Origin of the sequence: Paracoccus versutus, assembly GCF_029909795.1 — a bacterium.
In the GTDB taxonomy this organism is placed as follows: Bacteria; Pseudomonadota; Alphaproteobacteria; order Rhodobacterales; family Rhodobacteraceae; genus Paracoccus; species Paracoccus versutus.
Genome location: NZ_CP038196.1, coordinates 735,566 through 754,969, shown reverse-complemented (window position 1 = coordinate 754,969; position 19,404 = coordinate 735,566). Strand labels below are relative to the sequence as shown.

General features: G+C 63.6%; 18 protein-coding genes and 2 pseudogenes. 9 read left to right on the top strand and 11 right to left on the bottom strand.

The window, feature by feature from the left end; all coding sequences use genetic code 11:
- The first annotated feature begins 87 nt into the window (after positions 1-87).
- The 5 genes from E3U25_RS03720 to E3U25_RS03700 are packed head-to-tail and all read left to right on the top strand — an operon-like array spanning position 88 to position 4,997.
- Positions 88-366, top strand: a complete 279-nt coding sequence (locus tag E3U25_RS03720) for a lipid-A-disaccharide synthase N-terminal domain-containing protein (protein ID WP_116221158.1) — start codon at positions 88-90, stop codon at positions 364-366.
- Positions 363-1,928, top strand: a complete 1,566-nt coding sequence (locus E3U25_RS03715) for an ArnT family glycosyltransferase (RefSeq protein ID WP_116221159.1) — start codon at positions 363-365, stop codon at positions 1,926-1,928. The genes E3U25_RS03720 and E3U25_RS03715 overlap by 4 nt, the downstream gene beginning before the upstream one ends.
- The gene (locus E3U25_RS03710; RefSeq protein ID WP_116221160.1) at positions 1,925-2,704 is read left to right on the top strand and encodes a glycosyltransferase family 2 protein; all 780 of its coding nucleotides are present in this window, start codon (positions 1,925-1,927) and stop codon (positions 2,702-2,704) included. The genes E3U25_RS03715 and E3U25_RS03710 overlap by 4 nt, the downstream gene beginning before the upstream one ends.
- A complete protein-coding gene (locus E3U25_RS03705) occupies positions 2,701-3,867 on the top strand; it encodes a nucleotide sugar dehydrogenase (RefSeq protein WP_116221161.1) in 1,167 nt (388 codons plus the stop codon). The genes E3U25_RS03710 and E3U25_RS03705 overlap by 4 nt, the downstream gene beginning before the upstream one ends.
- Positions 3,867-4,997: an NAD-dependent epimerase/dehydratase family protein gene (locus tag E3U25_RS03700; protein ID WP_116221162.1), complete on the top strand. Its 1,131-nt coding sequence runs from the start codon at positions 3,867-3,869 to the stop codon at positions 4,995-4,997. The genes E3U25_RS03705 and E3U25_RS03700 overlap by 1 nt, the downstream gene beginning before the upstream one ends.
- Positions 4,998-5,145: 148 nt before the next feature.
- Here E3U25_RS03700 and E3U25_RS03695 read toward each other — a convergent pair whose 3' ends face one another.
- Both E3U25_RS03695 and E3U25_RS03690 read right to left on the bottom strand, forming a co-directional pair.
- The gene (locus E3U25_RS03695; RefSeq protein ID WP_116221163.1) at positions 5,146-5,301 is read right to left on the bottom strand and encodes an ATP-binding cassette domain-containing protein; all 156 of its coding nucleotides are present in this window, start codon (positions 5,299-5,301) and stop codon (positions 5,146-5,148) included.
- Between the two features lie 731 nt (positions 5,302-6,032).
- Positions 6,033-6,176 carry a hypothetical protein gene (locus tag E3U25_RS03690; RefSeq protein WP_342593589.1) on the bottom strand — a complete coding sequence of 48 codons (144 nt, stop codon included), beginning with the start codon at positions 6,174-6,176 and terminating at the stop codon, positions 6,033-6,035.
- Positions 6,177-6,500: 324 nt separating this feature from the next.
- Here E3U25_RS03690 and E3U25_RS03685 point away from each other — a divergent pair, with 324 nt between their 5' ends.
- A complete protein-coding gene (locus tag E3U25_RS03685) occupies positions 6,501-7,163 on the top strand; it encodes a hypothetical protein (RefSeq protein WP_208861523.1) in 663 nt (220 codons plus the stop codon).
- Between the two features lie 293 nt (positions 7,164-7,456).
- On the opposite strand, the gene E3U25_RS03680 is transcribed toward E3U25_RS03685, so the two are convergent.
- The 8 genes and pseudogenes from E3U25_RS03680 to E3U25_RS03645 form a co-directional block, all read right to left on the bottom strand.
- Positions 7,457-9,580 carry a helicase C-terminal domain-containing protein gene (locus tag E3U25_RS03680; RefSeq protein WP_116221164.1) on the bottom strand — a complete coding sequence of 708 codons (2,124 nt, stop codon included), beginning with the start codon at positions 9,578-9,580 and terminating at the stop codon, positions 7,457-7,459.
- Positions 9,580-10,683, bottom strand: coding sequence for a hypothetical protein (locus E3U25_RS03675; protein WP_116221165.1), 1,104 nt, complete (start codon positions 10,681-10,683; stop codon positions 9,580-9,582). Before E3U25_RS03675 ends, E3U25_RS03680 begins: the two co-directional genes overlap by 1 nt.
- Complete coding sequence (locus tag E3U25_RS03670; RefSeq protein WP_116221166.1) at positions 10,676-11,257, bottom strand: type I-E CRISPR-associated protein Cas6/Cse3/CasE; 582 nt, start codon at positions 11,255-11,257, stop codon at positions 10,676-10,678. Before E3U25_RS03670 ends, E3U25_RS03675 begins: the two co-directional genes overlap by 8 nt.
- Positions 11,254-11,979, bottom strand: a complete 726-nt coding sequence (locus E3U25_RS03665; RefSeq protein WP_147304473.1) for a hypothetical protein — start codon at positions 11,977-11,979, stop codon at positions 11,254-11,256. Before E3U25_RS03665 ends, E3U25_RS03670 begins: the two co-directional genes overlap by 4 nt.
- 304 nt (positions 11,980-12,283) lie before the next feature.
- Positions 12,284-13,201 (bottom strand): MurR/RpiR family transcriptional regulator, encoded by a 918-nt coding sequence (locus E3U25_RS03660; protein WP_244294965.1) that lies wholly within the window; start codon positions 13,199-13,201, stop codon positions 12,284-12,286.
- Between the two features lie 116 nt (positions 13,202-13,317).
- A complete protein-coding gene (locus tag E3U25_RS03655) occupies positions 13,318-14,109 on the bottom strand; it encodes an ABC transporter permease (RefSeq protein ID WP_036755798.1) in 792 nt (263 codons plus the stop codon).
- Positions 14,106-14,711 carry an ABC transporter ATP-binding protein gene (locus tag E3U25_RS03650; RefSeq protein WP_208861524.1) on the bottom strand — a complete coding sequence of 202 codons (606 nt, stop codon included), beginning with the start codon at positions 14,709-14,711 and terminating at the stop codon, positions 14,106-14,108. The genes E3U25_RS03655 and E3U25_RS03650 overlap by 4 nt, the downstream gene beginning before the upstream one ends.
- Before the next feature lie 707 nt (positions 14,712-15,418).
- Positions 15,419-15,516 (bottom strand): annotated as a pseudogene (locus E3U25_RS03645) (IS5/IS1182 family transposase); the annotation flags it as partial.
- A 245-nt stretch (positions 15,517-15,761) separates the two neighbouring features.
- Between E3U25_RS03645 and E3U25_RS03640 the strand changes: the two are divergent.
- From E3U25_RS03640 to E3U25_RS03630, 3 genes are read left to right on the top strand one after another with little or no spacing between them, the layout of a single operon-like run.
- On the top strand, positions 15,762-16,787 hold the full coding sequence (locus E3U25_RS03640) for an ABC transporter substrate-binding protein (protein ID WP_116221168.1): 1,026 nt from the start codon (positions 15,762-15,764) through the stop codon (positions 16,785-16,787).
- The gene (locus tag E3U25_RS03635) at positions 16,787-17,821 is read left to right on the top strand and encodes a FecCD family ABC transporter permease (RefSeq protein WP_036755871.1); all 1,035 of its coding nucleotides are present in this window, start codon (positions 16,787-16,789) and stop codon (positions 17,819-17,821) included. The genes E3U25_RS03640 and E3U25_RS03635 overlap by 1 nt, the downstream gene beginning before the upstream one ends.
- Positions 17,818-18,582: an ABC transporter ATP-binding protein gene (locus tag E3U25_RS03630; protein ID WP_116221169.1), complete on the top strand. Its 765-nt coding sequence runs from the start codon at positions 17,818-17,820 to the stop codon at positions 18,580-18,582. Before E3U25_RS03635 ends, E3U25_RS03630 begins: the two co-directional genes overlap by 4 nt.
- Before the next feature lie 429 nt (positions 18,583-19,011).
- On the opposite strand, the pseudogene E3U25_RS25010 reads toward E3U25_RS03630, so the two are convergent.
- Positions 19,012-19,286: pseudogene (locus E3U25_RS25010) on the bottom strand (hypothetical protein); the annotation flags it as partial.
- Positions 19,287-19,404 lie beyond the last annotated feature (118 nt).

Below are 19,404 nucleotides of genomic sequence, written 5' to 3'. Positions count from 1 at the left end.
AAGCGAACCGTAATGTTGGCATCCCAGGAAGCACGCCGGAAGCCCCCGCGCCACAGCATCGGCCGGGCGGCACAAGGATGACGCACGATGACGGCAAATACCATCTGGCTCGGGATCGGTTTCCTCGGCCAGCTCCTGTTCACCTCGCGCTTCCTGGTGCAATGGATCGCCAGCGAACGCGCCCGCCGCAGCATCGTGCCCCTGGCTTTCTGGTGGTTCAGCCTTGCCGGCGGTGCGACGCTGCTCGCCTACGCGATCTGGCGGCACGACCCGGTCTTTGCCGTCGGGCAGGCGAGTGGCCTGGTGATCTATACCCGCAACCTGATGCTGATCGGACGCGGAGCGCGCCAGGGAAAACCGGCATGATCCGTCGTCATCCGGTCGTCCTGGCCATGCTATGCACGCTGCTGGCAGCGCTGCTGGGGCTGCTGCTGCGCCCGCTGACCCCTATCGACGAGACCCGCTACCTCGCCGTCGCATGGGAGATGCACACGACCGGCAACTGGCTGGTGCCCAGCAAGAACTTCGCGCTCTATAGCGACAAGCCGCCGCTCTTGTTCTGGGCGATCAACCTCGTCTGGCTGGCGACCGGCGTCAGCGGTTTCGCCGCCCGGCTGGTGGGGCCGGGTTTCGCCTGCCTGGCCATCTGGCTGACGGCGCGGCTGGCGCATCGCCTCTGGCCCGAGGATCGGGACGCGGGCGGCCGGGCGGCCATGGCCCTTGCCGGGCTCACGGTCTTTGCCCTGTCGGGCAGCCTGACCATGTTCGACGTGCCGCTGGCGACCGCGGTCCTGGCCGGGCTGATCGCGCTGGACGCCGCCGGGCCGGGCGGCTGGCGGGCATGGGCCGGCTTCGGCGCCGCCATCGCACTGGGCGTGCTGACCAAGGGGCCGGTGATCCTGTTCCACTTGCTGCCCGCCGCGCTGTTTTTGCCATTATGGAGCCGGAACGGGATCCGCTGGCGCGTCCTTCCGGCGCGCCTCGGCTTCGCGGTCGCGGTGGCACTGGGACTGGTCGCGCTGTGGCTGGTCCCGGCGGCCATCGCCGGCGGTCCGACCTGGCGCGAGGCCGTCCTGTGGCATCAAAGCGCCGGGCGGCTGGCCGAATCCTTCGCCCATGCCCGGCCCTGGTGGTGGTATCTGGCCCTGCTGCCGGTCTTAGGCTTTCCGCTGTTGTGGAGCCCAGCCCTATGGCACGAAGCCCGGCAGACCTCGTGGCGGCAAGACCGCGGGCTGAGGCTCTGCCTGATCTGGGCAGGCGCGGCGCTGGCACTGTTCAGTCTGACCAGTGGCAAGCAAGTGCATTACCTGGTGCCGGACCTGCCCGCACTGGCGCTGGTCGCTGCCCGGCTCGGGCGGAACGCGCCCGGCTTCGGCCTGCAACCGGCGATCATCGCAATCGGCCTGGTCGCGCTGGCGGCGGCGGTGGCTGGGTTCGGCCCGTTGCCCCTGCGGGTGCGGATGCTTTTCGATCCTGCCAGCACCTTTCTGGCCTGGGCGCTGCTGGCAGCGACGCTGTGCTGGCTGGCGGCGCGGCAGCGGGGCGCAGCCGGCGCGATGATCCTGTCGCTGGGCCTGCTGCTGGCCACGAACCTGCTGATCGGCACGACCCGCACGGCGCAGGTCTATGACGCCGCCCCCATCGCCGCCCGACTGTCCGCGCATCGCGCCGAAGGACTGGCCTTCACCGGCGCCCCCTATCATGCCGAGTTCAACTTTGCCGCCCGGTTGACCGAACCGGTCGCCGAACTGCCCGACCCGGCCGCGTTGCGGTCCTGGGCCGCATTGCATCCGCAAGGGCTGATCGCCGGCCGGACCGATCGCTTCGCCCCGCCCTGGCCTCCGCGCGAGACGATCGTATTCCGCAATCGCGATTACGGGATCTGGTCCGTCGCCGATGCTCCCCTGGCTGAAAGGAACCCCCAATGAACAACATGCACCCCTCGGTCTCGGTGGTCGTCCCCGTCCGCGACGAAGTGGCGGCCATCGAGCCGCTGATCCACGAAATCGCCACCGCGATGGCCGACCGCGACTACGAGATCATCGTGGTCGATGACGGATCGGAGGACGGCACCGACCGCATCCTGCAAGCGCTGGCGGCGCGGATGCCGCGGCTGCGCCTGCACCACCATCCCCGTTCGCGCGGGCAATCCACGGCAATCCGCAGCGGCGTGCGGCTGGCGCGGGCATCACTGGTCGTGACGCTGGACGGCGACGGGCAGACCCCCCCCGACCAGATCCCGCTGCTGCTTGCCCCCTTCGCGACCGACGTGCCGGGCCTTGGGCTGGTGCAGGGTCAGCGGGCGGTGCGGCGCGACAGCGCGGCGAAACGGTTGGCCTCGCGCTTGGCCAATGGCATCCGGGCCGCGCTGCTGCACGACGGGGTGCGCGATTCCGGCTGCGGGCTGAAGGCGTTCCGGCGCGAGGCCTATCTGGACCTGCCCTTCTTCGACCACATCCACCGCTTCATGCCGGCGATGATGCTGCGCGAGGGTTGGCGGGTAGAAACGGTCAATGTCACCCATCGCCCGCGCCTGAGTGGCCGCTCGAAATATTCGAACCTTGCGCGCGGGCTGGTGGGCATCCCCGACCTTCTGGGCGCGGCATGGCTGATCCGCCGCTCGGGCCGCCAAGGGCTGGCCGCACCCGAACCGCCGCAGCCCCGCCCTGCCGCCCTCGGCTGCGAAGATGTGGCGCGGCCATGAGGATCGCCGTGGCGGGGCTTGGCTATGTGGGGCTGGCGAATGCGGTGCTGCTGGCGCAGAACCACGAGGTGACGGGCGTGGATCTGTCGCCCGAACGGGTGGCGCAGGTCAATGCCGGGAAAAGCCCGGTCGTGGATGACGAATTGACGGACTGGCTGCGCCGCCGCAATCCGCGACTGCGGGCGACGCTGGACGGCGATGCCGCCTATCGCGGCGCGGATGTCGTGATCATCGCCACGCCCACGGATTACGACCCCCTCGCCCATTCCTTTGACACCTCCAGCGTCCGTTCGGTGATCGCGCAGGTGGCCGCCGTGAACCCGCAGGCCGCCATCGTGGTCAGATCCACGGTGCCGGTCGGGTTCACCGCCGCGCAGGCAGAGGCTTCGGGCGGCGCTCGGATCGTCTTCGCCCCCGAATTCCTGCGCGAGGGCATGGCGCTGCACGACAGCCTGCATCCCAGCCGCATCGTCGTCGGCGAGCGTTCGGACCGCGGGCGCCGCATCGCCGCCCTGTTTCTGGAAGGCGCGCTGCGCAACGATGTCGAAGTGCTGCTGACCGACCCGAGCGAGGCCGAGGCGATCAAGCTCTTCTCGAACACCTGTCTTGCCATGCGCGTGGCCTTCTTCAACGAGTTGGACAGCTATGCGCTGGCCCGCGGTCTCGACAGCCGCCAGATCATCCGCGGCGTCTGTCTCGATCCGCGCATCGGCGCGCATTACAACAACCCCTCCTTCGGCTATGGCGGCTATTGCCTGCCCAAGGACAGCAAGCAGTTGCTGGCCAATTACGGGCAGGTGCCGCAGAACCTGATCACCGCCATCGTGGATGCCAACCGCACGCGCAAGGATTTCCTGGCCGAGCAGATCATCGCGGCCGCGCCCGCCACCGTGGGCATCTACCGGCTGGTGACCAAGGCGGGCTCGGACAATTTCCGCCAAAGCGCCGTGCAGGGGATCATGAAGCGCATCAAGGCCAAGGGGATCGAGGTGATCGTCCACGAGCCCGAATTGCACGAGGATCGCTTCTTCGGCTCGAAAGTGCAGCCCGACCTGCAAAGCTTCAAGGCGGAATGCGACCTGATCCTGGCCAACCGCCACAGCCCGGCGCTGGACGACGTGCAGGACAAGGTCTTCACCCGTGACCTTTTCGGAGCCGATTGATGCGCCGCGCCCTCGTCACCGGCTGTTCCGGCTTCATCGGCTTTCACCTTTGCCGCCGCCTGCTGGCGGACGGGTTCGGCGTGGCCGGCATCGACAACCTGTCGGACTATTACGACCCCGCCCTGAAGCGGCAGCGCCAGGCGATCCTTCAGGCCGACCCGGCCTTCTCGGTCGTCAACGACAGCATCGAGACCCCCGGCCTGCTGGAACGCATGTTCCGCGACCACCGGCCCGAGATCGTCGTCCACCTGGCCGCGCAGGCCGGGGTGCGTCATTCGATCGACCATCCGCGCGCCTATCTTTCCAGCAATATTGCCGGAACCTTCGAGTTGCTGGAGGCCGCGCGGGCGGTGCCGCCCCGGCACATGCTGCTGGCCTCGACCTCCTCGGTCTACGGCCCCAACGACCGGATGCCCTGGCGCGAGACCGACCCGACCGACCATCCGATGTCCTTCTATGCGGCGACCAAGAAGGCCACCGAGGCGATGGCGCATGCCTATGCCCATCTCTACGGGCTGCCGGTGACCATGTTCCGCTTCTTCACCGTCTACGGCCCCTGGGGCCGACCCGACATGGCGCTGTTCAGGTTCACCCGTGCCATCCTGCGGGGCGAGCCGATCGACGTCTACAATCGCGGTGAGATGCGGCGCGACTTCACCCATGTCGACGACCTGGTCGCGGCCATCCGTGCCCTGATCGACGCGCCGCCCCCGCCCGAAGGGAAAGAGCGAGACGAGGGCGTTTCCCCGGTGGCGCCATGGCGGGTCGTCAATATCGGCAACTCCCATCCGGTGATGCTTGGCGAGCTGATCGCAGCGGTCGAACAGGCGACGGGGCGATACGCGATCCGCAACCTGCTGCCCATGCAGCCGGGGGACGTGCCCGCGACCTGGGCCGATACCTCGGCTCTGCGCCGGTTGACCGGCCTGTCGCCCAGCACGGAGATCCGCAAGGGCGTGCAGGATTTCGTCGACTGGTATCTGCACTATTACCACCAGAATGCCGCCGGGATGGCCTGTCGTGGTAAGAGCACTTCCGATGCCTCACCTTCCGAAAACAGGAAGGAACAGGACCTGCTTGCCGATCCCCCCGATATCAATCGGAAGACATTTCACCGGAATCCCATATAGCTGCTCGAGATTGGAGGCCGAAAACACCGCATCCGCTGGTCCGCAGATCGTTTGCAAGCCATCGAGCATCAACAGGACATCGTCGGCGCATAAGAGGCATGTTGTGGGAAATGCGTGGAAAAGAGGATTGCATGTCGCCCGTCCTCCTTCAAACGGCTGAGCACAGCCGCAGGGACTGGTTGGCGAGATCAAGCGCCAAGGCCGGCTCGTCCAGAACCAGCAATTCCGATCCTGTCACCAAGGCGCGTGCCAGCATGACGAGTTGGCGCTCGCCCCCCGAAAGCCGATCGAAAAGGCTGGGCATAGGCCGCTGCGTCGACGCGCTCCAGTGCCTCTTCTGCTGCGCGATAGTCCTCCCTGCCAGGGGAGCCGAACACTCCCAATGCAGCAGCGCGTCCCATCACCACAATATCCAGGCAGCGATATGACAGCGAAACTAGGAAGGGCGGGGGAACATAACCGACGATCCGAGGCGCCCGCAGCGAGCCTTTCGCGACGGATAGCAACCCGCAACCGTCTTGATGAGGCTTGTTTCTCCCCGGCCGTTAGGCCCCAGAATGGCCAGACATCTTCCATTTTGACCTGAAAGTCGACATTGCGGAAGATCCATCGCTTTTTGCGTCGGAAACCGGCGTTTTCCAATTTGTCATGTCCCGATCTCCTGTCGACGCTTGCGCCGCAGAAGCAAGACATCCTGGACCACGTCGACGGCGCTAGCCGGTCCTACCCTGCGGTGGCAATGCGCTCCAGACGGCCCCGTTCTGCCCGGTAAAGCTCCTCCAGTTGCGGCGCCTTTACTCTTTCCATCCAGTGCGCCCAATGCGGATTTCGTTGACCGGATGTCAACTGGCTGTGGAATGATAACCCGATCGGTCCATATGTACCTGTCTGATTTTGTCAAGTTTATCCTGGTTCGTATCGGAGGCTGCCATGCCCTTGCCGAGCAATATGGGCCTTGTCCTCTGACGATGAGGCTGCCCTTGCGGTGCGGGTGGCGCCCGAAGGTGTCAAGGTCCGGCACGGTAAGGCGAGCGGTCATGTGATTGTCCTGGCGCAGGATCGACAGCCGCCGCGCCAGCACGTCGCCGGGCGCTGACGGCGGACAGTGGCGACATCCAGCCAGTCCACGCTGACTCTGCCCGTATCGGGCAAAGACAACCGTTTGATGATCCATGGCAGGCTGGTTTTTCCCTCGCCACTCGGTCCGATGATCGAGGTGACGCGCCCGCCGGCAGCGTGACCGCTACGCCGTTGACGACCGGGGGCGCCAAATCACCTGCTGACTCCGCTTGCGATGATCATCTGGTGGCGCGGCGGCATGTTCGGCGCCTGTAGCAAGAAAGTAGTATTGGCTGCGCGCAAGCCCGGTTCGGCGGTGGTTCGTCCTGCCCTGCGACCCAGGTTCCGGTCCCTTCCAAGAGCAGGATCGAGGCGTTGCTTGTTGCACTTCCTCATCCAGAGAAGCAATATAGCGGTTCCCCCAGACGCATATCGGAGAGAGACGTGGCCTTGTTTCGAATCACGGCATATCTCGGCACCCCTGTCTGCCTAGGGAAAACCTATCTCACGCTTGATGCGATTCTTTACGGGATATTGGCAGAAATGCGGGAGGTGCGAAGGGTCGATACTGATCCGATTAAGGATATCCCGCTGAGGCAAGTCGACGGCTTGTTTCTCTCAAGCCGTGCCTACTTCAATAACCCGGTCCATCATGGTGAGATAAAAACCGGCGGAGTCAGGCTGGCGAAGGATCTGGCAGATACGCCGCTGTTCTTGCAACCATCGCGTGATCGTTATTACAAGGTCAACACGACGAATGGACCCCTGAAAGCTCATCTGACCCGCTACCAATGCATTGCTGCGCAATCGGTTTCATGGATCGCAGAGGGGGACGCGGCCAAAGTGCAACGGCTGCTCGAGTCCGCTGATGGTATCGGCGCACGCCGAAAGGAGGGTTACGGCGTCCTGCGGCGGATCGAGCTTGAATCAGCTGATGGGCTTTCTCCCCTTCTCGACGAAAAGGGCGAAGCCCGACGGCCGATCCCGGTGCGATTTTCGGCGCATTCGGCACCGGCAACTGCCTCCCTTACCGCCGTGGATACTTGGCGACCCCCTTATTGGGATGCGTCTAACGCAGAGGAATGCCATATTCCCCGCCCCGCCTGATCTTGAGAGGGCTACGGCCCCACCGTCAAGGCAGGGCCGCAGCTTCATGGACAGGACCGCTCTGAACGACATGCCGGCAAGAAATGGATCAGAATGGTGATCGATCCCTGGGCCTCGTCGACCCCTGCTGAAATGCGGGGCTGTTCTGCTTGGTGATCATGTTCATCACACCGCCGTTTTCGACCCCGACCCGTGGTCGGGGCTAAGAGACCATCCTGCACGCCACGTCGCGCGTCACTCCGCTCTGCCGAGGGCGGAGCGCGCCCCCTTTATTCCTCCTGTTGGAAACTGTTTCAAGCATCATGCGTGTTCTGACCCATCTCAAAGCGGGGCGCTGAACTGGCGATCTTTCTGAAACGCCCCGGCACCGCATTCAGCATGGCACCTGACCACGGCCTCGGCTGGTCAAGAAAAAGCATATCGGCTTCTTCCTGATTGAGCGGCCAGCGCGGATCACCGATCCAGATCTTGACGCTATCATCATGCGCCCGGATGCCACGTCCGATTCCCTGCCGCAATCGCCTGCGCGCCTCGGCCAGTTGCCTGCCGAAAACCATCGCTCTTCCCACCCTGTCCCCACCCGTCACATCCACCAGATACCGTTGCAAGACACTGTCCTCAAAGGTTTGCGGACGAATCGGGAAACGCGGAATGATCACATGCGCGATCGCATGAGGCAGGCTTACCCCCTCCCACGCCGAGGCGGAGAGCCATATCGAATCGGATCTCGACAGGAACTTTGTGACAGCCATGGTCATGGGCACGCCGGAGCGTTGCGCCATGAGCCGCGGATCGTCTGGGCCGAAGAGCTGCGAAAGGGCAACGACATCCCGTATCGCGGGCAAAAGGACAAGGCTACGCCCACCCTCACGGCTTGCCGCGTCGATCATTGCCTTCCAATAAGCCAGAGCGGCATCGTCGAGTTGCGCGCACCCGTCATCAGGATCAGCGGCCGCCAATGATGTAAAGGCGGCGGGCGCATCAAGGGAAGGCCGCGCGAAGCGCATTGTCCCGAACTGCTGAGGCGCGATCAGGGCACAGCAGGATGCGTCGATCCTTTCGGCCTCGAAACCGCAGGTCGCAATGAACCCCGCCATGGCGCGCCGCGCATCCGTGCCCTCGCCCTGCGCCAGCGTCGAAAGAGTGGCCGAGGTGAAAAGCAAGCCTTCAATCGGTGAGGCCGGTTGGTTCCAAAGCCTCTTGGCGATGATCCGTGCCGATCCGTCCGAGATATTGGCAATGCCCGGATAGCGCCGGACCGGAGAATGATAGATCACGGTCCTGGCCAGATCACCATATTCGGCCTGCCTCAGAATCCGCTCCAGTGCGATCCCATAGGTATCGAGCGCAGCAATATCATCGCGCATCGCAGCCGGAGGACGCGGATGTTCGATGCGGTATTCGCGCGTCATATGTGCGATCTGGTCCCGAAGATCCTTGATCGCCCCCAGGACCAGATCCCGCTCCGGGCCGGTCAAGCTGGTGAGGGGAACGACGTCCCTGTTGCTTCCCTTGGCCAGAAGCCGGTGGTTTTCAAGAACCGCACTGAAGCAGGCAATCGTCTCGGCGATTGCCGAGGCTTGCCTTCCATACGCAAGCCCGCTGGCAAGGCTGCGCAACCGTTGCAGCGGCACTGCCGAGCGGGTCATGTCCTCGACGATCCGCGGCAGGCGATCGGCCTCGTCCACGACAACATAGGCGTGGCGATCTTCAGCCCAGAGGAAGGGGCGAATAAGATGCCGTGCCAGAAGATGATGGTTTACAACGAGGAAATCGGCCTCGGCGCATTCCTCCAGCAATGTCTGGAAAAGCGCGCCGGTCACATGGTCCGTGCCTTCAGTGTTCAGGCCGATGAGTTCCGCCGAAAGCCAGGGATGCGAGGCGGTTATCCGATCCGAGAAGGCCGACAGAAGCGCATGGCGCATTGGCAGTTCGCCCCGCGCCAGCGCCATTTCGCACCAGTCGATCATATCGTCTGCCAGGAGCCTGTCGCGGTCCGTGCCCAGTTCCTCGACAGCGGCGTCCAGCGCCCCCGGATCGATCACCTGCTGCTTGCCTACGCGCATCGCCGCGCGCAATTGTTTTCCGGTTATCCGGGCAAAGGCTTCGATTACGATCGGCAGATCGGTCTCGATGATCTGCCGTTGCAGGGCGACATTCGCGGTCGAGATCACGACGATGGGCCGGGGGCCTGCGGCCCGCCGGGCACGATCCAGCACCGGCACCAGATAGCCAAGCGTCTTTCCCACCCCGGTTTCGGCATCGATGAAGGACGGGCGCCGAGCGTCGAGGCAGGCTGCAAGATGACCGGCATAGGCCAATTGCGCGGGCCGCGGCGCCGGGTCCAGCCCCCTCGCACGCAGAGCGTCCGCAAGCGGGCCGTCAGAACCAAAGCCTATCCTGTCCGGCGGAACCATTATTTCGCCTGTGTTCCAATTTCCGATGCCAGGCGGAAATCGAACGCCCCTTGCTGGAACGCTTCCCGGAACGCGGACATGAATTCGACGAACCGTTCCGGCACGCATGAAAGCCCGGAGACTGGCTCGGCAATCATCGTGCCAAGCGAGACGGCATTCGCCTGCCCTATGGCAAAGGGATCGTCAGAGCGGGCGGGAGACAGGTAGGCGTCATATTCCCCGCGCAGCAGGCCATAGCCAAGGCTCTCATGCTGACCCAAGGCCGGTTTGCTTTTCATCCAGTGATTCATCGCGGCAATGAACAGGCCGGCCTCGGCAGCGGTGACGGCGCTGAGTGTAATCCTATGCTGCATCCTGACGCCGGCCGGAATCGCCTCATGCTGAAGCGGCATGGATACAGGATTTGTGCTCAGCAACCCTACCGTCTCCTCGCGTTTGGCAAGTTCGCCTAACTCGGCCTCCAGCCTGGCCACCTCCTCGGCACTGCCGTTCTTGCGGGCGGCGCGCAGGGTCGCATTCAATTCCCGCATGGCCTTCTTGTATCGGGTCCGAGCGGAGTTTGCGTTGGCCATCGCGTGCCATTGTTCAAGCGCATCGGCATCCAGCTTTTCGAAAAACGATCCGTCGCGACGTCCGTCATCGGACCGAGCCCCACCAATCAGGTCCGTCTCGACCGGACCCTCGGGTATCGCGTCGCTGATCGAGGCCCTGCTGATCATCCAGGGCGATCCTGCACCAAACAGCGCGAGAACCGGGTTCTTTTCACGCAGGGTTATTCGAAGCTGGACGTCGAAAGATGCCTCGGATTCGCTGCCCTTGATGCCGCCGATCGCATTCTGATGCCACTGGGCAAGCGGCACCCGGTCGCCCGTCATGCCCCGCACCACCTCGACCGCCGAACGACGCAGCCGGCCACGCAGGGTCGAACCCGGAACAACCGGCCTGCTTTCGCGCAAGCCGTCCTGGTAGATCGTCCTGCGGCTGATCCGGCGAAATTTGCTGCCGTCCGCCCTCGTCACCTCGTCCGCGCTGGGAGGGATCACGCAAAAGGGCGACAAGGTTTCCAGGCTGCCGACCAGCCGGATATCCCAGAGATCAGTCAAGATCGTCTTCCCTGTTCATGATGCTGACCAGGCCGAAGCCATAGGCTTTGGCGGCACCTATTCCGGCAGTCAGGAGCGCCATCAGCACCGGTTCATTCGTAATTGTGCCCGAGAAGGAAATCCGCCCGTAAGCCCGACCAAAGCGCTCGCGCCCGCGCTCCATGCGTGCGATCCCAATGTCGGGATCAACGGAATAATCGGCCAGATCGACGGCGGGAGCAAAAACGTCGCGATAACGTGCAAGCCCTGCAAGCACCCTGTCCTTCAGATCGGATTCCTTGCGGAAAACCCTGGCCTTCATGGCGACCCATGCCGCCGCCTCGATCTTCCGCCCTGCATCGAGCATTGGCGTGGCGGCTTCGGCAACAAACCCGCGCGCAACTTCAGGAGCCGCGCCGATGCAGGCCCGCACACGGACCCATGGACCATCCATGACCAGCGGATCGGGGGAGAACAGATAGCGCGGGCGGCCCGCTTCATACCTGTCCCCGAATAGGGCCGCGACTGCGTTCTTCAGCGGGGTCCTTTGCGACAGGTCCATGTCGGCCGGAACGCGGAGAATGTAATCCCTCATGCGGCAATTCTGCCGGCGTGCCGGGTTTCCGCCGCATATGCAGCGAGCCGGGCAAGAAACCTGTTGGCACAGCCAGGAAAGCCGTGCAGCAATGCTGCATCGGCCTTTAGCTGCCCCAGGGCAAGCCGAGCCTGAGCTCCGGAAATTAATCCGATCTGAAATCGTTGCTTTATCTCACGGCTGCGCAATACATCGCCGGCAGTAACGCCTGTTGAGGAAAACCATTCGATGGCCTCGAGAAACCGTTGGCGTTCGACTGGAACGATATGCTCGCCTTCGAAAAGCGCAGCGGCACCACCGAAAACAATAAGTTCCGCTGAAGTCGTTATTCTCCAATAATCGGCATCAGCACTCGACAGCCCTATCGAGGCCGCCAGGAAGGGAGTATCAGGCGGATCAAGGATCACGTCAATGATCCAATCCCAACGCTTTCTGGCACTTGTCGGCTGAATAGAGACATGATCGGGGAGTTCAGCCTCGGGGCGCACCGGCGCCCAAGCTTTGGCGAAGGATTCACAAATCAGGAATCGCGCCGGTTCGGAACCGCCAAGCCTGGCCCTGACTTCTCGCGCCGGATCGGAATGAGGGTATTTTCCCATCAGCGCCTTACGCCATCCAGAAGCGCATGGCGAGAAAAACCTGCCAAACCTTCGAAACCAGAAATCCGGGGGATCTGTCAATTCACGGCTTTTTTCCTGCACAGCAGGTCGTAGGGTATCCATATTTTTTCGCTATTCGCGGATAAGCTTGATATTTGTATCGGTTTTCTCCACAGGCCAGCCCAATCCCCCAAGAAACGCACCCCTGACCGCTGCCTGACTTCATCAGCAGCATGAAAAAATGTAGCAGTAAAGCTGCGTGACCAGCCGTATCTCTCCCAACTCATCTGGCGTTGATGAGAACCCATAGGCGGCAGAATCTCTGGCAAGCACCTGAGAATATTATCCGTTCACACAGAGCTCGGGTTGCGGACGGAGTCCCGTGGTGCCAGCGGTGTAGCAGTTCGGGTTGCGGCTCCGGCAAATGTTACTCATTTTCGCTATCTGTGGACATAACCTGGCGGCCCGACCTCAGCATCTGTCTCAGCCGCTCCAGATCCGCCAGCGCTGCAAGGGCTTTCCCCGAGTCGCCGGAGGCGAGTCCGAGCAGAAGCATTTCGAGACAGAAGACAGTCACACCGTGCAGGGCAACCCTCTCGTTCTTGCCCCTCGGAACGGCAAGGACAACACGGGCCCGGCTGGAAAGCTCACTTTGCGCTGAATCGCTGATCAGGACCACCGGCAGGCGGAGTCGCCTCGCTTCGGCAAGGGTCACGTTGGCTTCCTTGTAAAGAGAACCGTAGGCCAGCATGACGACCGCATCGCCGGACTCGAGTTCGAGCAGCTGATCCGCCAGCCCCGGTCCCGTTCGGTTAATGAGCCGCTGCTGCCTTCCCTTACGCCGGAGTCTCGCGGCGAAATATGCGGCGATATGTGCGGTGGGGCCAATCCCGAAAACGAATATCCGTCGTGCATCGTGCAGCACAGACAGCGCCTTCATAAGGTTTTCCCGAAATTCGGGCGAGCGGAGCACTTCAAGTCCCGCGGCATAGACGTCGAGCAGATCCTCAACCGCGGCATCGATCTGCTCTTCCGCACCGTCGAGGGTCCGCTTGAGATTGTCTGCCGGGGTGGTCCGCTGTCCAAGACCGGCGGCAAGCTCCCGGCGCAGTTCCTGCAAGCCCGCGAACCCCAGCGCCTGCACGGTGCGGATAACGGTTGCATCAGATGTGCCCACCGCCCGCGCGATTTCGATGGCCGATGAGGTCAGGACCGCCAGCCGGTTGGCATCGATATAGCCGGCCACCCGCTGAAACGCCGGAGACAGCCGGTCGCGGCGACGCTCATAGCGGTCGCTGAACAGATCGCGTGCCTTGCCGGTCGGTTTGCGCCTTGCTTGCACCATCGGGGAGGTAGACTGTCCTGCTGCTTTCGTAGTGATCACTACTTGGAAAGCGCAAGAAAGTAAACGCTACACGCTGAAAGCGTAGGTGATCCTCTCCGATGGTTGAGCGATGGCGATCAGCTGCCGAGCCGATCAAGCCTCAGGCGCTGGCGATCATCGGTGATGCTGCGGATGAACAGCCACCCCGTCAGTGCCACGCAAACGACCGAAGCCAGGGCAAGCAGCGCCATGAGGAAGATCTGGTAGATCGCCGCCTGTGTCGGATCCTGGCCCGCCAGGACCTGACCGCTCATGATGCCCGGCAAGGTGATGATCCCGGCACCCGCCATCTGGTTGATGATCGGTATCGTGCCGCTGACGATCGCGCTGCGCGACAGATCGCGGGTTGCCTCGCCCATGTCCCGGCCCAGGGCAAGCTGCGCCTCGATCCGGTTTCGGGCACCGGCGATCTGGCTCTTGAGCGCATGCAGGGTCAGTGCGGCCGAGTTCATCGCCGTCCCGAGAATGATGCCGAAAACCGGTATCACATGCTGCGCGTCGAAGGCCGGGCCCGATCTTGAAAGGCCGGTCAACCCAAGCAGCGCCACGCCGGCGGCCGATATGCACAGAATCAGCAGGTTGCGCAGGAATTCCGACCAGCGCCGCGGCCCAGACTGGCGCGCGCCGATCTCATGGGCAGCCGCGGCCAGCATGACGACCATGACCAGTCCGACCAGCAGGCCGTTTTCGGACCGAAACAGCAGGCGCAACAGATAGCCCACCGCAAGCAGTTGCAGCGACATGCGCAGCGCCGCCCAAGCAAGCCGGCGTCCGATTCCCATGTGCAGCGCCAATGACAGGCCGGCCGAACAGGATATGAGGCCGCCAGCGATCGCGATCTCACCGCTGCCAAGAGTCAGGACGCTCATGCCGGAACCCTTTCCAGCACCAGGGTATCGGTCGCCATCCGCTGGATCTGCGCGTCGTCATGGCTGACCAGAACCAGGATACCGCCCTCGGACAGAAACTCCCCCAGCAGGTTCTCGACACGCAGAACCGCATCGGAATCCAGCGCCGCGCTGGGTTCGTCGAGCAGCAGCACCGCAGGCTTGCCCAGCAGCGCACGGATCAACGCAAGGCGTTGCCGTTCGCCCGTGGAAAGCCGGTCGGGGGCGGCATCCAACAGATCGCGCGGCAGCCTCAACCTGTCCGAGAAATGCGTGGCATCGCCCTGGAAATGATCTCGCACCCTTGGCGCCCACCAGGCGCTGTCCGGGGCAACATAGGTGACGCTTCGTCGCCAGAGCGGCGCCGCCATATCACTCTGCGCCTGGCCATCCAGCCAGACCTCTCCGGTGTGCGGCACGAGATCGGCCAGAATGCGCAGGAGCGTGCTTTTGCCCGCCCCGGACCGCCCGGCCACGCACAGACACGCGCCATGGCCGATGGACAGATCCACGGGGCCGACCGACCCGGAGCCCACCTTGCGCGCGATCAGTCCCTGGCCATCGGTCGGCAATGCCTGCCTCACCTGCATTCTCCGCTGTTTTTGCTGCCCTCTTTTCGTGGCATCCAATGCTGCGCCGGGCGCGCTAGTTCTGCGCGAAGACCGTTTTGAATTGCAAGGCTTGTCGAGGCTTCGGTTCGTTCTTGCCCGAGCGGGCAAGGGTGTTGACAGGCGCCGCCGCGCATGACCCGCGGCCGGACCTCGCACCCGGTCCACTGACCGCCTGCCCCGCGGCTGCGCCAATTCCTTAGAGATCCGGGCCAAGACGCCTCTCTGGGAATAGCGAACGAGCCGGCTATGCAGGGTCTTGCAGGGACCATGGAACGCGTTCTGACCGGCCCTTGAATTCGGTGGCGAACTCAGCCCTCACCAATCTGCTACCGCAGCCCATACCGCTCGAGGCTGATGATCCCGCTCGGCACTTTGCCGCGCTCGCCCCCGGAGAATGAGGAATCTCGCAGAACAGTTCGCGAGGTTGCCGCCGCGTCTGTTGCAAACTCAGCCGGAAGGACCGCCCTCACGACCAGCGTCGATCACTCAGCCTTCCGGCTCGCAATAGAAACCGTTGGGGACCGACACCAGAACGTCTGAGTCGCAGGATCCCTGCCTGATAGCGACCGCGGCAGCCAACCTGCGATACCTGCCTTCTTCTCGTGCCAGCTGCTCATCGTGGCTGCCCTGTTCGACGATGCACCCGCCCTCGCCCACCATGATGCGGTTGGCAATCGAGGGTGGCAACCTTGGTGCGTCGCCGACATCGCTGGTGGTGAACTCGGCGGCGCAGATTTCCAGGGTTTCCTCGTCGATTCCCGATGTGGATCTTGCGCCATCCGCATCATGGCGAATCCTGCATCACCTGCGAGTAGCCGTCGCCGCGCCAGCTGAACTTTCATGGCTCTCGCGACCATCCGCGTGATACGCAGCGGCATCAGCCCTTCCGGACCTGCCGCAGCTTGTCGAACGTCGCCGATGCTGCCACTCGCTGACAAATAGCCGACAAAAACAATCGACAGTTAAGGGGAGCCGTTATAGGGAAGGGCACTGCAAGCTGGACAAACCCGAGAGCGCCCTTCCATGACTTCGACCCAAGCGACCCGATCGCTCCATATCGCCGCCGTCGCCTGTATCTTCGCCGCTCCGGCGGCTGTTGCGGCACCGACCAGCTACCCCCTGACGATCGAGAATTGCGGTGAGAGCCTGACCTTCGAAAGCGCCCCGCAAAAGGCTGTCGCCCTTGGCCAGAACAGCGCCGAGATCATGCTGCTGCTGGGTCTTGAGGACCGCATGGCGGCGACCGCCTTCTGGCCGAACAAGGTGCTGCCGGAACTCGCCGAGGCCAATGAAAAGGTCGAGCTTCTGACGGTCGAGTTTCCGACGCTCGAAAGCGTGCTCGCGACCGAGCCGGATTTCGTCGCGGCTCAACTGCCGACCCTGCTCGGCAACGACAGCAAGGTGGCGAAGCGGTCGGATTTCCACGACCTGGGGATCCCGAGCTATCTGTCGCCAAGTGCCTGCTCAACCTTGCAGAACACCGGGGACGCCTATGGCAGCCGCGAGAGCCTTTGGAACATGGAGCTGATGTATCAAGAGATCGACGAGCTTTCGCGCATCTTCGACGTCGCAGATCGTGGACAAGCGTTGATCGCAGATTTCCGTGCCCGTGAAGCGGCGCTTCGCGAAACCTTCGGTCGGAACGACGACCTGACATTCCTGTTCTGGTTCTCCAGTCCCTCCCCTTCGGACGACGCCTATCTGGGCGGCGGCAACGGTCCCTCGGGCTATATCGCGGACATTCTGGGGGGCCGTAACGCCATCGAGACCGAAACCGAATGGCCGACCGTCGGGTGGGAGGGCATCATCGCTGCCGATCCGACCGTCTTTGTCGTCGCGCAGGTCGATCGCAACCGTTGGGATCTGGACACGGCCGCGAACAAGCGTGACTTCCTGACAAACGACCCGACGGTCAGCCAACTGGACGCCGTGCGCGAGGGCCGCATCATCGAAATGCGTGGGGCGGCGATGAATCCGGGCATCCAGACGCTCTATGGCGCGGAAGAGGTTGGGCGCAAGCTTGAAAAACTGCTCCCGGCCAAGGAATGATGACCCGCCTCTTTCGGGGCGAGACCGCAGGTTTTGCTCTTTTCCTTCTTCTGTCGCCAGCGGTCCTGCTGCTGGCGATCGCGGTTTCCGCAGCGATTGGCGACTATACGATTTCGCTGCGCACCGTCGGCCTGGCCGTGACCAACGGGCTGGGCCTGACCGATGCGGAACTCCCCAGGATCGCGGAAAGCGTGGTCTGGAGCCTGCGCCTCAGCCGTGCGCTGGTTGCGGCGCTTTGTGGTGCGGGACTGGCGCTCTGCGGTGCGATCCTGCAGGCGCTCCTGCGCAATCCGCTGGCCGAGCCCTTCGTTCTGGGCGTGTCGGCCGGTGCCTCGACCGGCGCGGTCTGCGTCATCGTGCTGGGGATTGGCGCGGGAGCCATTTCACTCTCGCTCGGGGCTTTCGCCGGGGCATTCGCGGCCTTCGCCTTTGTTGCGCTTCTGTCGAACGGGGCAACCAGCGGGCCCAATCACACCATTCTCGCCGGGGTCGCGGCCTCGCAGCTCTTCAATGCGCTGACATCTTATATCGTGTCGACCTCGGGGAACGCCCAGCAGGCGCGCGATGTCATGTTCTGGCTTCTGGGCAGCTTCGGCGGCGCGCGCTGGCCGGATTTTCACCTCTTGCTCGTGGTGGTGCTGGCCGGTCTGGCGATCTGCATCTGGACCGCGCGCGCCCTTGATGCCTTTACCTTCGGGGATGAGGATGCAGCCTCGCTCGGCATTCCTGTGACACGGATCCGGCTGGTCCTGTTCGCGGTCACGGCAATGATGACCGCGACGATCGTCAGCATCGTGGGCGCGGTCGGCTTCGTCGGGCTGGTCGTGCCCCATGCGGCGCGGTTCATCGTCGGCCCGATACATATGCGGCTGCTGCCCGCCTCGGCTGTTGTCGGGGCAATCTTCATGGTGCTCGCTGATATCTTCTCGCGTGTCGTGGTGCCGCAGCAGACCGTGCCCATCGGCGTCGTCACCGCTCTGATCGGCGTCCCGTTCTTTGCCATTCTGCTTTACCGCGCGAGGCCGCAGAAATGAGCGTTCGTGCCGAGAATCTGGTCTGGGGCGTCAAGCGGCGCGTCATCGTGGACGACGTGTCGCTGGTGGTTGAGCCGAATGAAACGCTGGGGCTGATCGGGCCGAACGGGTCGGGAAAATCGTCGCTTCTGCGGCTGCTGGCAGGGTTGCGCCGTCCGGCACGCGGCACGGTCGCAATCAATGGCAAGCCGATTGCCGGCTATGGGCGCAAGGAACTGGCGCGTATCGTGGCCTTCGTGCAGCAAAGCGCCTCGACCGATACGAATGTTGCGGTCGAGGACGTGGTGCGCCTGGGACGAACGCCGCACCGCTCGGCGCTGGGAGCCTGGACGCCTCTGGATGGGGATGCGGTGCGGCGAGCACTCGAGCAGGTCGACATGTTCACGCGGCGCGGCCAGAGGTGGCAAACCCTGTCGGGCGGCGAGCGCCAGCGCGCGCATATCGGACGCGCCCTGGCGCAGGAACCGTCGATCATGTTCCTCGATGAGCCGACCAACCACCTGGATATTCACCATCAGATCGAAATCCTGCGGCTGGTGCGCGATCTGAAAATCACCAGCATCGTCGCCTTGCACGATCTCAATCTCGCGTCGCTGTTTTGCGACCGGATCGTGGTGCTGGAGGCGGGCCGCATCGTGGCTTCGGGCCGTCCCGAAGCGGTATTGACCGAAGACCTGTTGCGAGACGTGTTCAAGGTCGAGGCTCGGGTCAGGCGCGGGCTCGATCATGGCAAGCCGGAGATTTCATTTGCTGTAGCATAGGACAGGGGAAGCCGAACACACTGGCGGCAGTCCTGGAAATATTGCCCCAGAACACGAACTGTCAGCTCTTCGCCGCCACGCTGCTGGACGAGGCAGTGATGGCCCCCTGCCTTCACTGCTCACGCGGTCTCATCCCACAGCGCAGGCATGGTCCTCCCAACGGGTGGAATGGGCTGGTTTTTCCAAGGTGCCTTCCTCGGCCAAGCAATATGGCCTCCGCCGGCAGGCATGTCCGCAAGGGGGGCTTTACGATCATTGTGCCGGCCGCGGACACCGATGGGCAAGACCAAGGGCAGCACCTGCAGGACACCGAGCCTGGACGTGGAGCGCAAGCCGAATACCGCGGAGAGCGACCTCCTCTCGGGCGACCGGATCGACATCCTCTTTGAGCGGGGGAAGGAGTTCGCGCGACGACATCCGGCGCGGGGGCTACCAGTGCGTGAAGCAACGGGAGGTGATCAGCCGCGATTGAGGCGGTGCGGCGACAGCCAGTTTCCTGGCGACGGCGACCAGCGCCACGTCGGCCCTTCGTTTGCATCAGCCGCATTCCCCGGATTTGATCTGGGATCCGGCAATGGTCCGCATGAGCAGAAAACTCGCCGCCGCGTAGAATGTTGACCGGACATCGCGGTCGCCCGCTCGCGATTATCCGCCTCCGCCGACTGGTATCGGCGCAGCCCCAGCCCAGAGTGGGCGACAGGCCGAAAACCCCCGTAACGGCTCAAGGACGAAGCAATGTAGGCCAGTGGCGAGAGCGGCGGCTCTTACCCGAGTAAAAAGCAATCTGCGCTACGCCGCTGCCTTAACTCATTACCAGCAAGC

Excerpts from the sequence above, each read along its gene's own strand:
- E3U25_RS03720 (WP_116221158.1), top strand. The coding sequence starts at position 88 with ATGACGGCAAATACCATCTGGCTCGGGATCGGTTTCCTCGGCCAGCTC.
- E3U25_RS03715 (WP_116221159.1), top strand. The coding sequence starts at position 363 with ATGATCCGTCGTCATCCGGTCGTCCTGGCCATGCTATGCACGCTGCTG.
- E3U25_RS03710 (WP_116221160.1), top strand. The coding sequence starts at position 1,925 with ATGAACAACATGCACCCCTCGGTCTCGGTGGTCGTCCCCGTCCGCGAC.
- E3U25_RS03705 (WP_116221161.1), top strand. The coding sequence starts at position 2,701 with ATGAGGATCGCCGTGGCGGGGCTTGGCTATGTGGGGCTGGCGAATGCG.
- E3U25_RS03700 (WP_116221162.1), top strand. The coding sequence starts at position 3,867 with ATGCGCCGCGCCCTCGTCACCGGCTGTTCCGGCTTCATCGGCTTTCAC.
- E3U25_RS03695 (WP_116221163.1), bottom strand. The coding sequence starts at position 5,301 with ATGCCCAGCCTTTTCGATCGGCTTTCGGGGGGCGAGCGCCAACTCGTC.
- E3U25_RS03680 (WP_116221164.1), bottom strand. The coding sequence starts at position 9,580 with ATGGTTCCGCCGGACAGGATAGGCTTTGGTTCTGACGGCCCGCTTGCG.
- E3U25_RS03670 (WP_116221166.1), bottom strand. The coding sequence starts at position 11,257 with ATGAGGGATTACATTCTCCGCGTTCCGGCCGACATGGACCTGTCGCAA.
- E3U25_RS03665 (WP_147304473.1), bottom strand. The coding sequence starts at position 11,979 with ATGGATACCCTACGACCTGCTGTGCAGGAAAAAAGCCGTGAATTGACA.
- E3U25_RS03660 (WP_244294965.1), bottom strand. The coding sequence starts at position 13,201 with ATGGTGCAAGCAAGGCGCAAACCGACCGGCAAGGCACGCGATCTGTTC.
- E3U25_RS03655 (WP_036755798.1), bottom strand. The coding sequence starts at position 14,109 with ATGAGCGTCCTGACTCTTGGCAGCGGTGAGATCGCGATCGCTGGCGGC.
- E3U25_RS03640 (WP_116221168.1), top strand. The coding sequence starts at position 15,762 with ATGACTTCGACCCAAGCGACCCGATCGCTCCATATCGCCGCCGTCGCC.
- E3U25_RS03635 (WP_036755871.1), top strand. The coding sequence starts at position 16,787 with ATGACCCGCCTCTTTCGGGGCGAGACCGCAGGTTTTGCTCTTTTCCTT.
- E3U25_RS03630 (WP_116221169.1), top strand. The coding sequence starts at position 17,818 with ATGAGCGTTCGTGCCGAGAATCTGGTCTGGGGCGTCAAGCGGCGCGTC.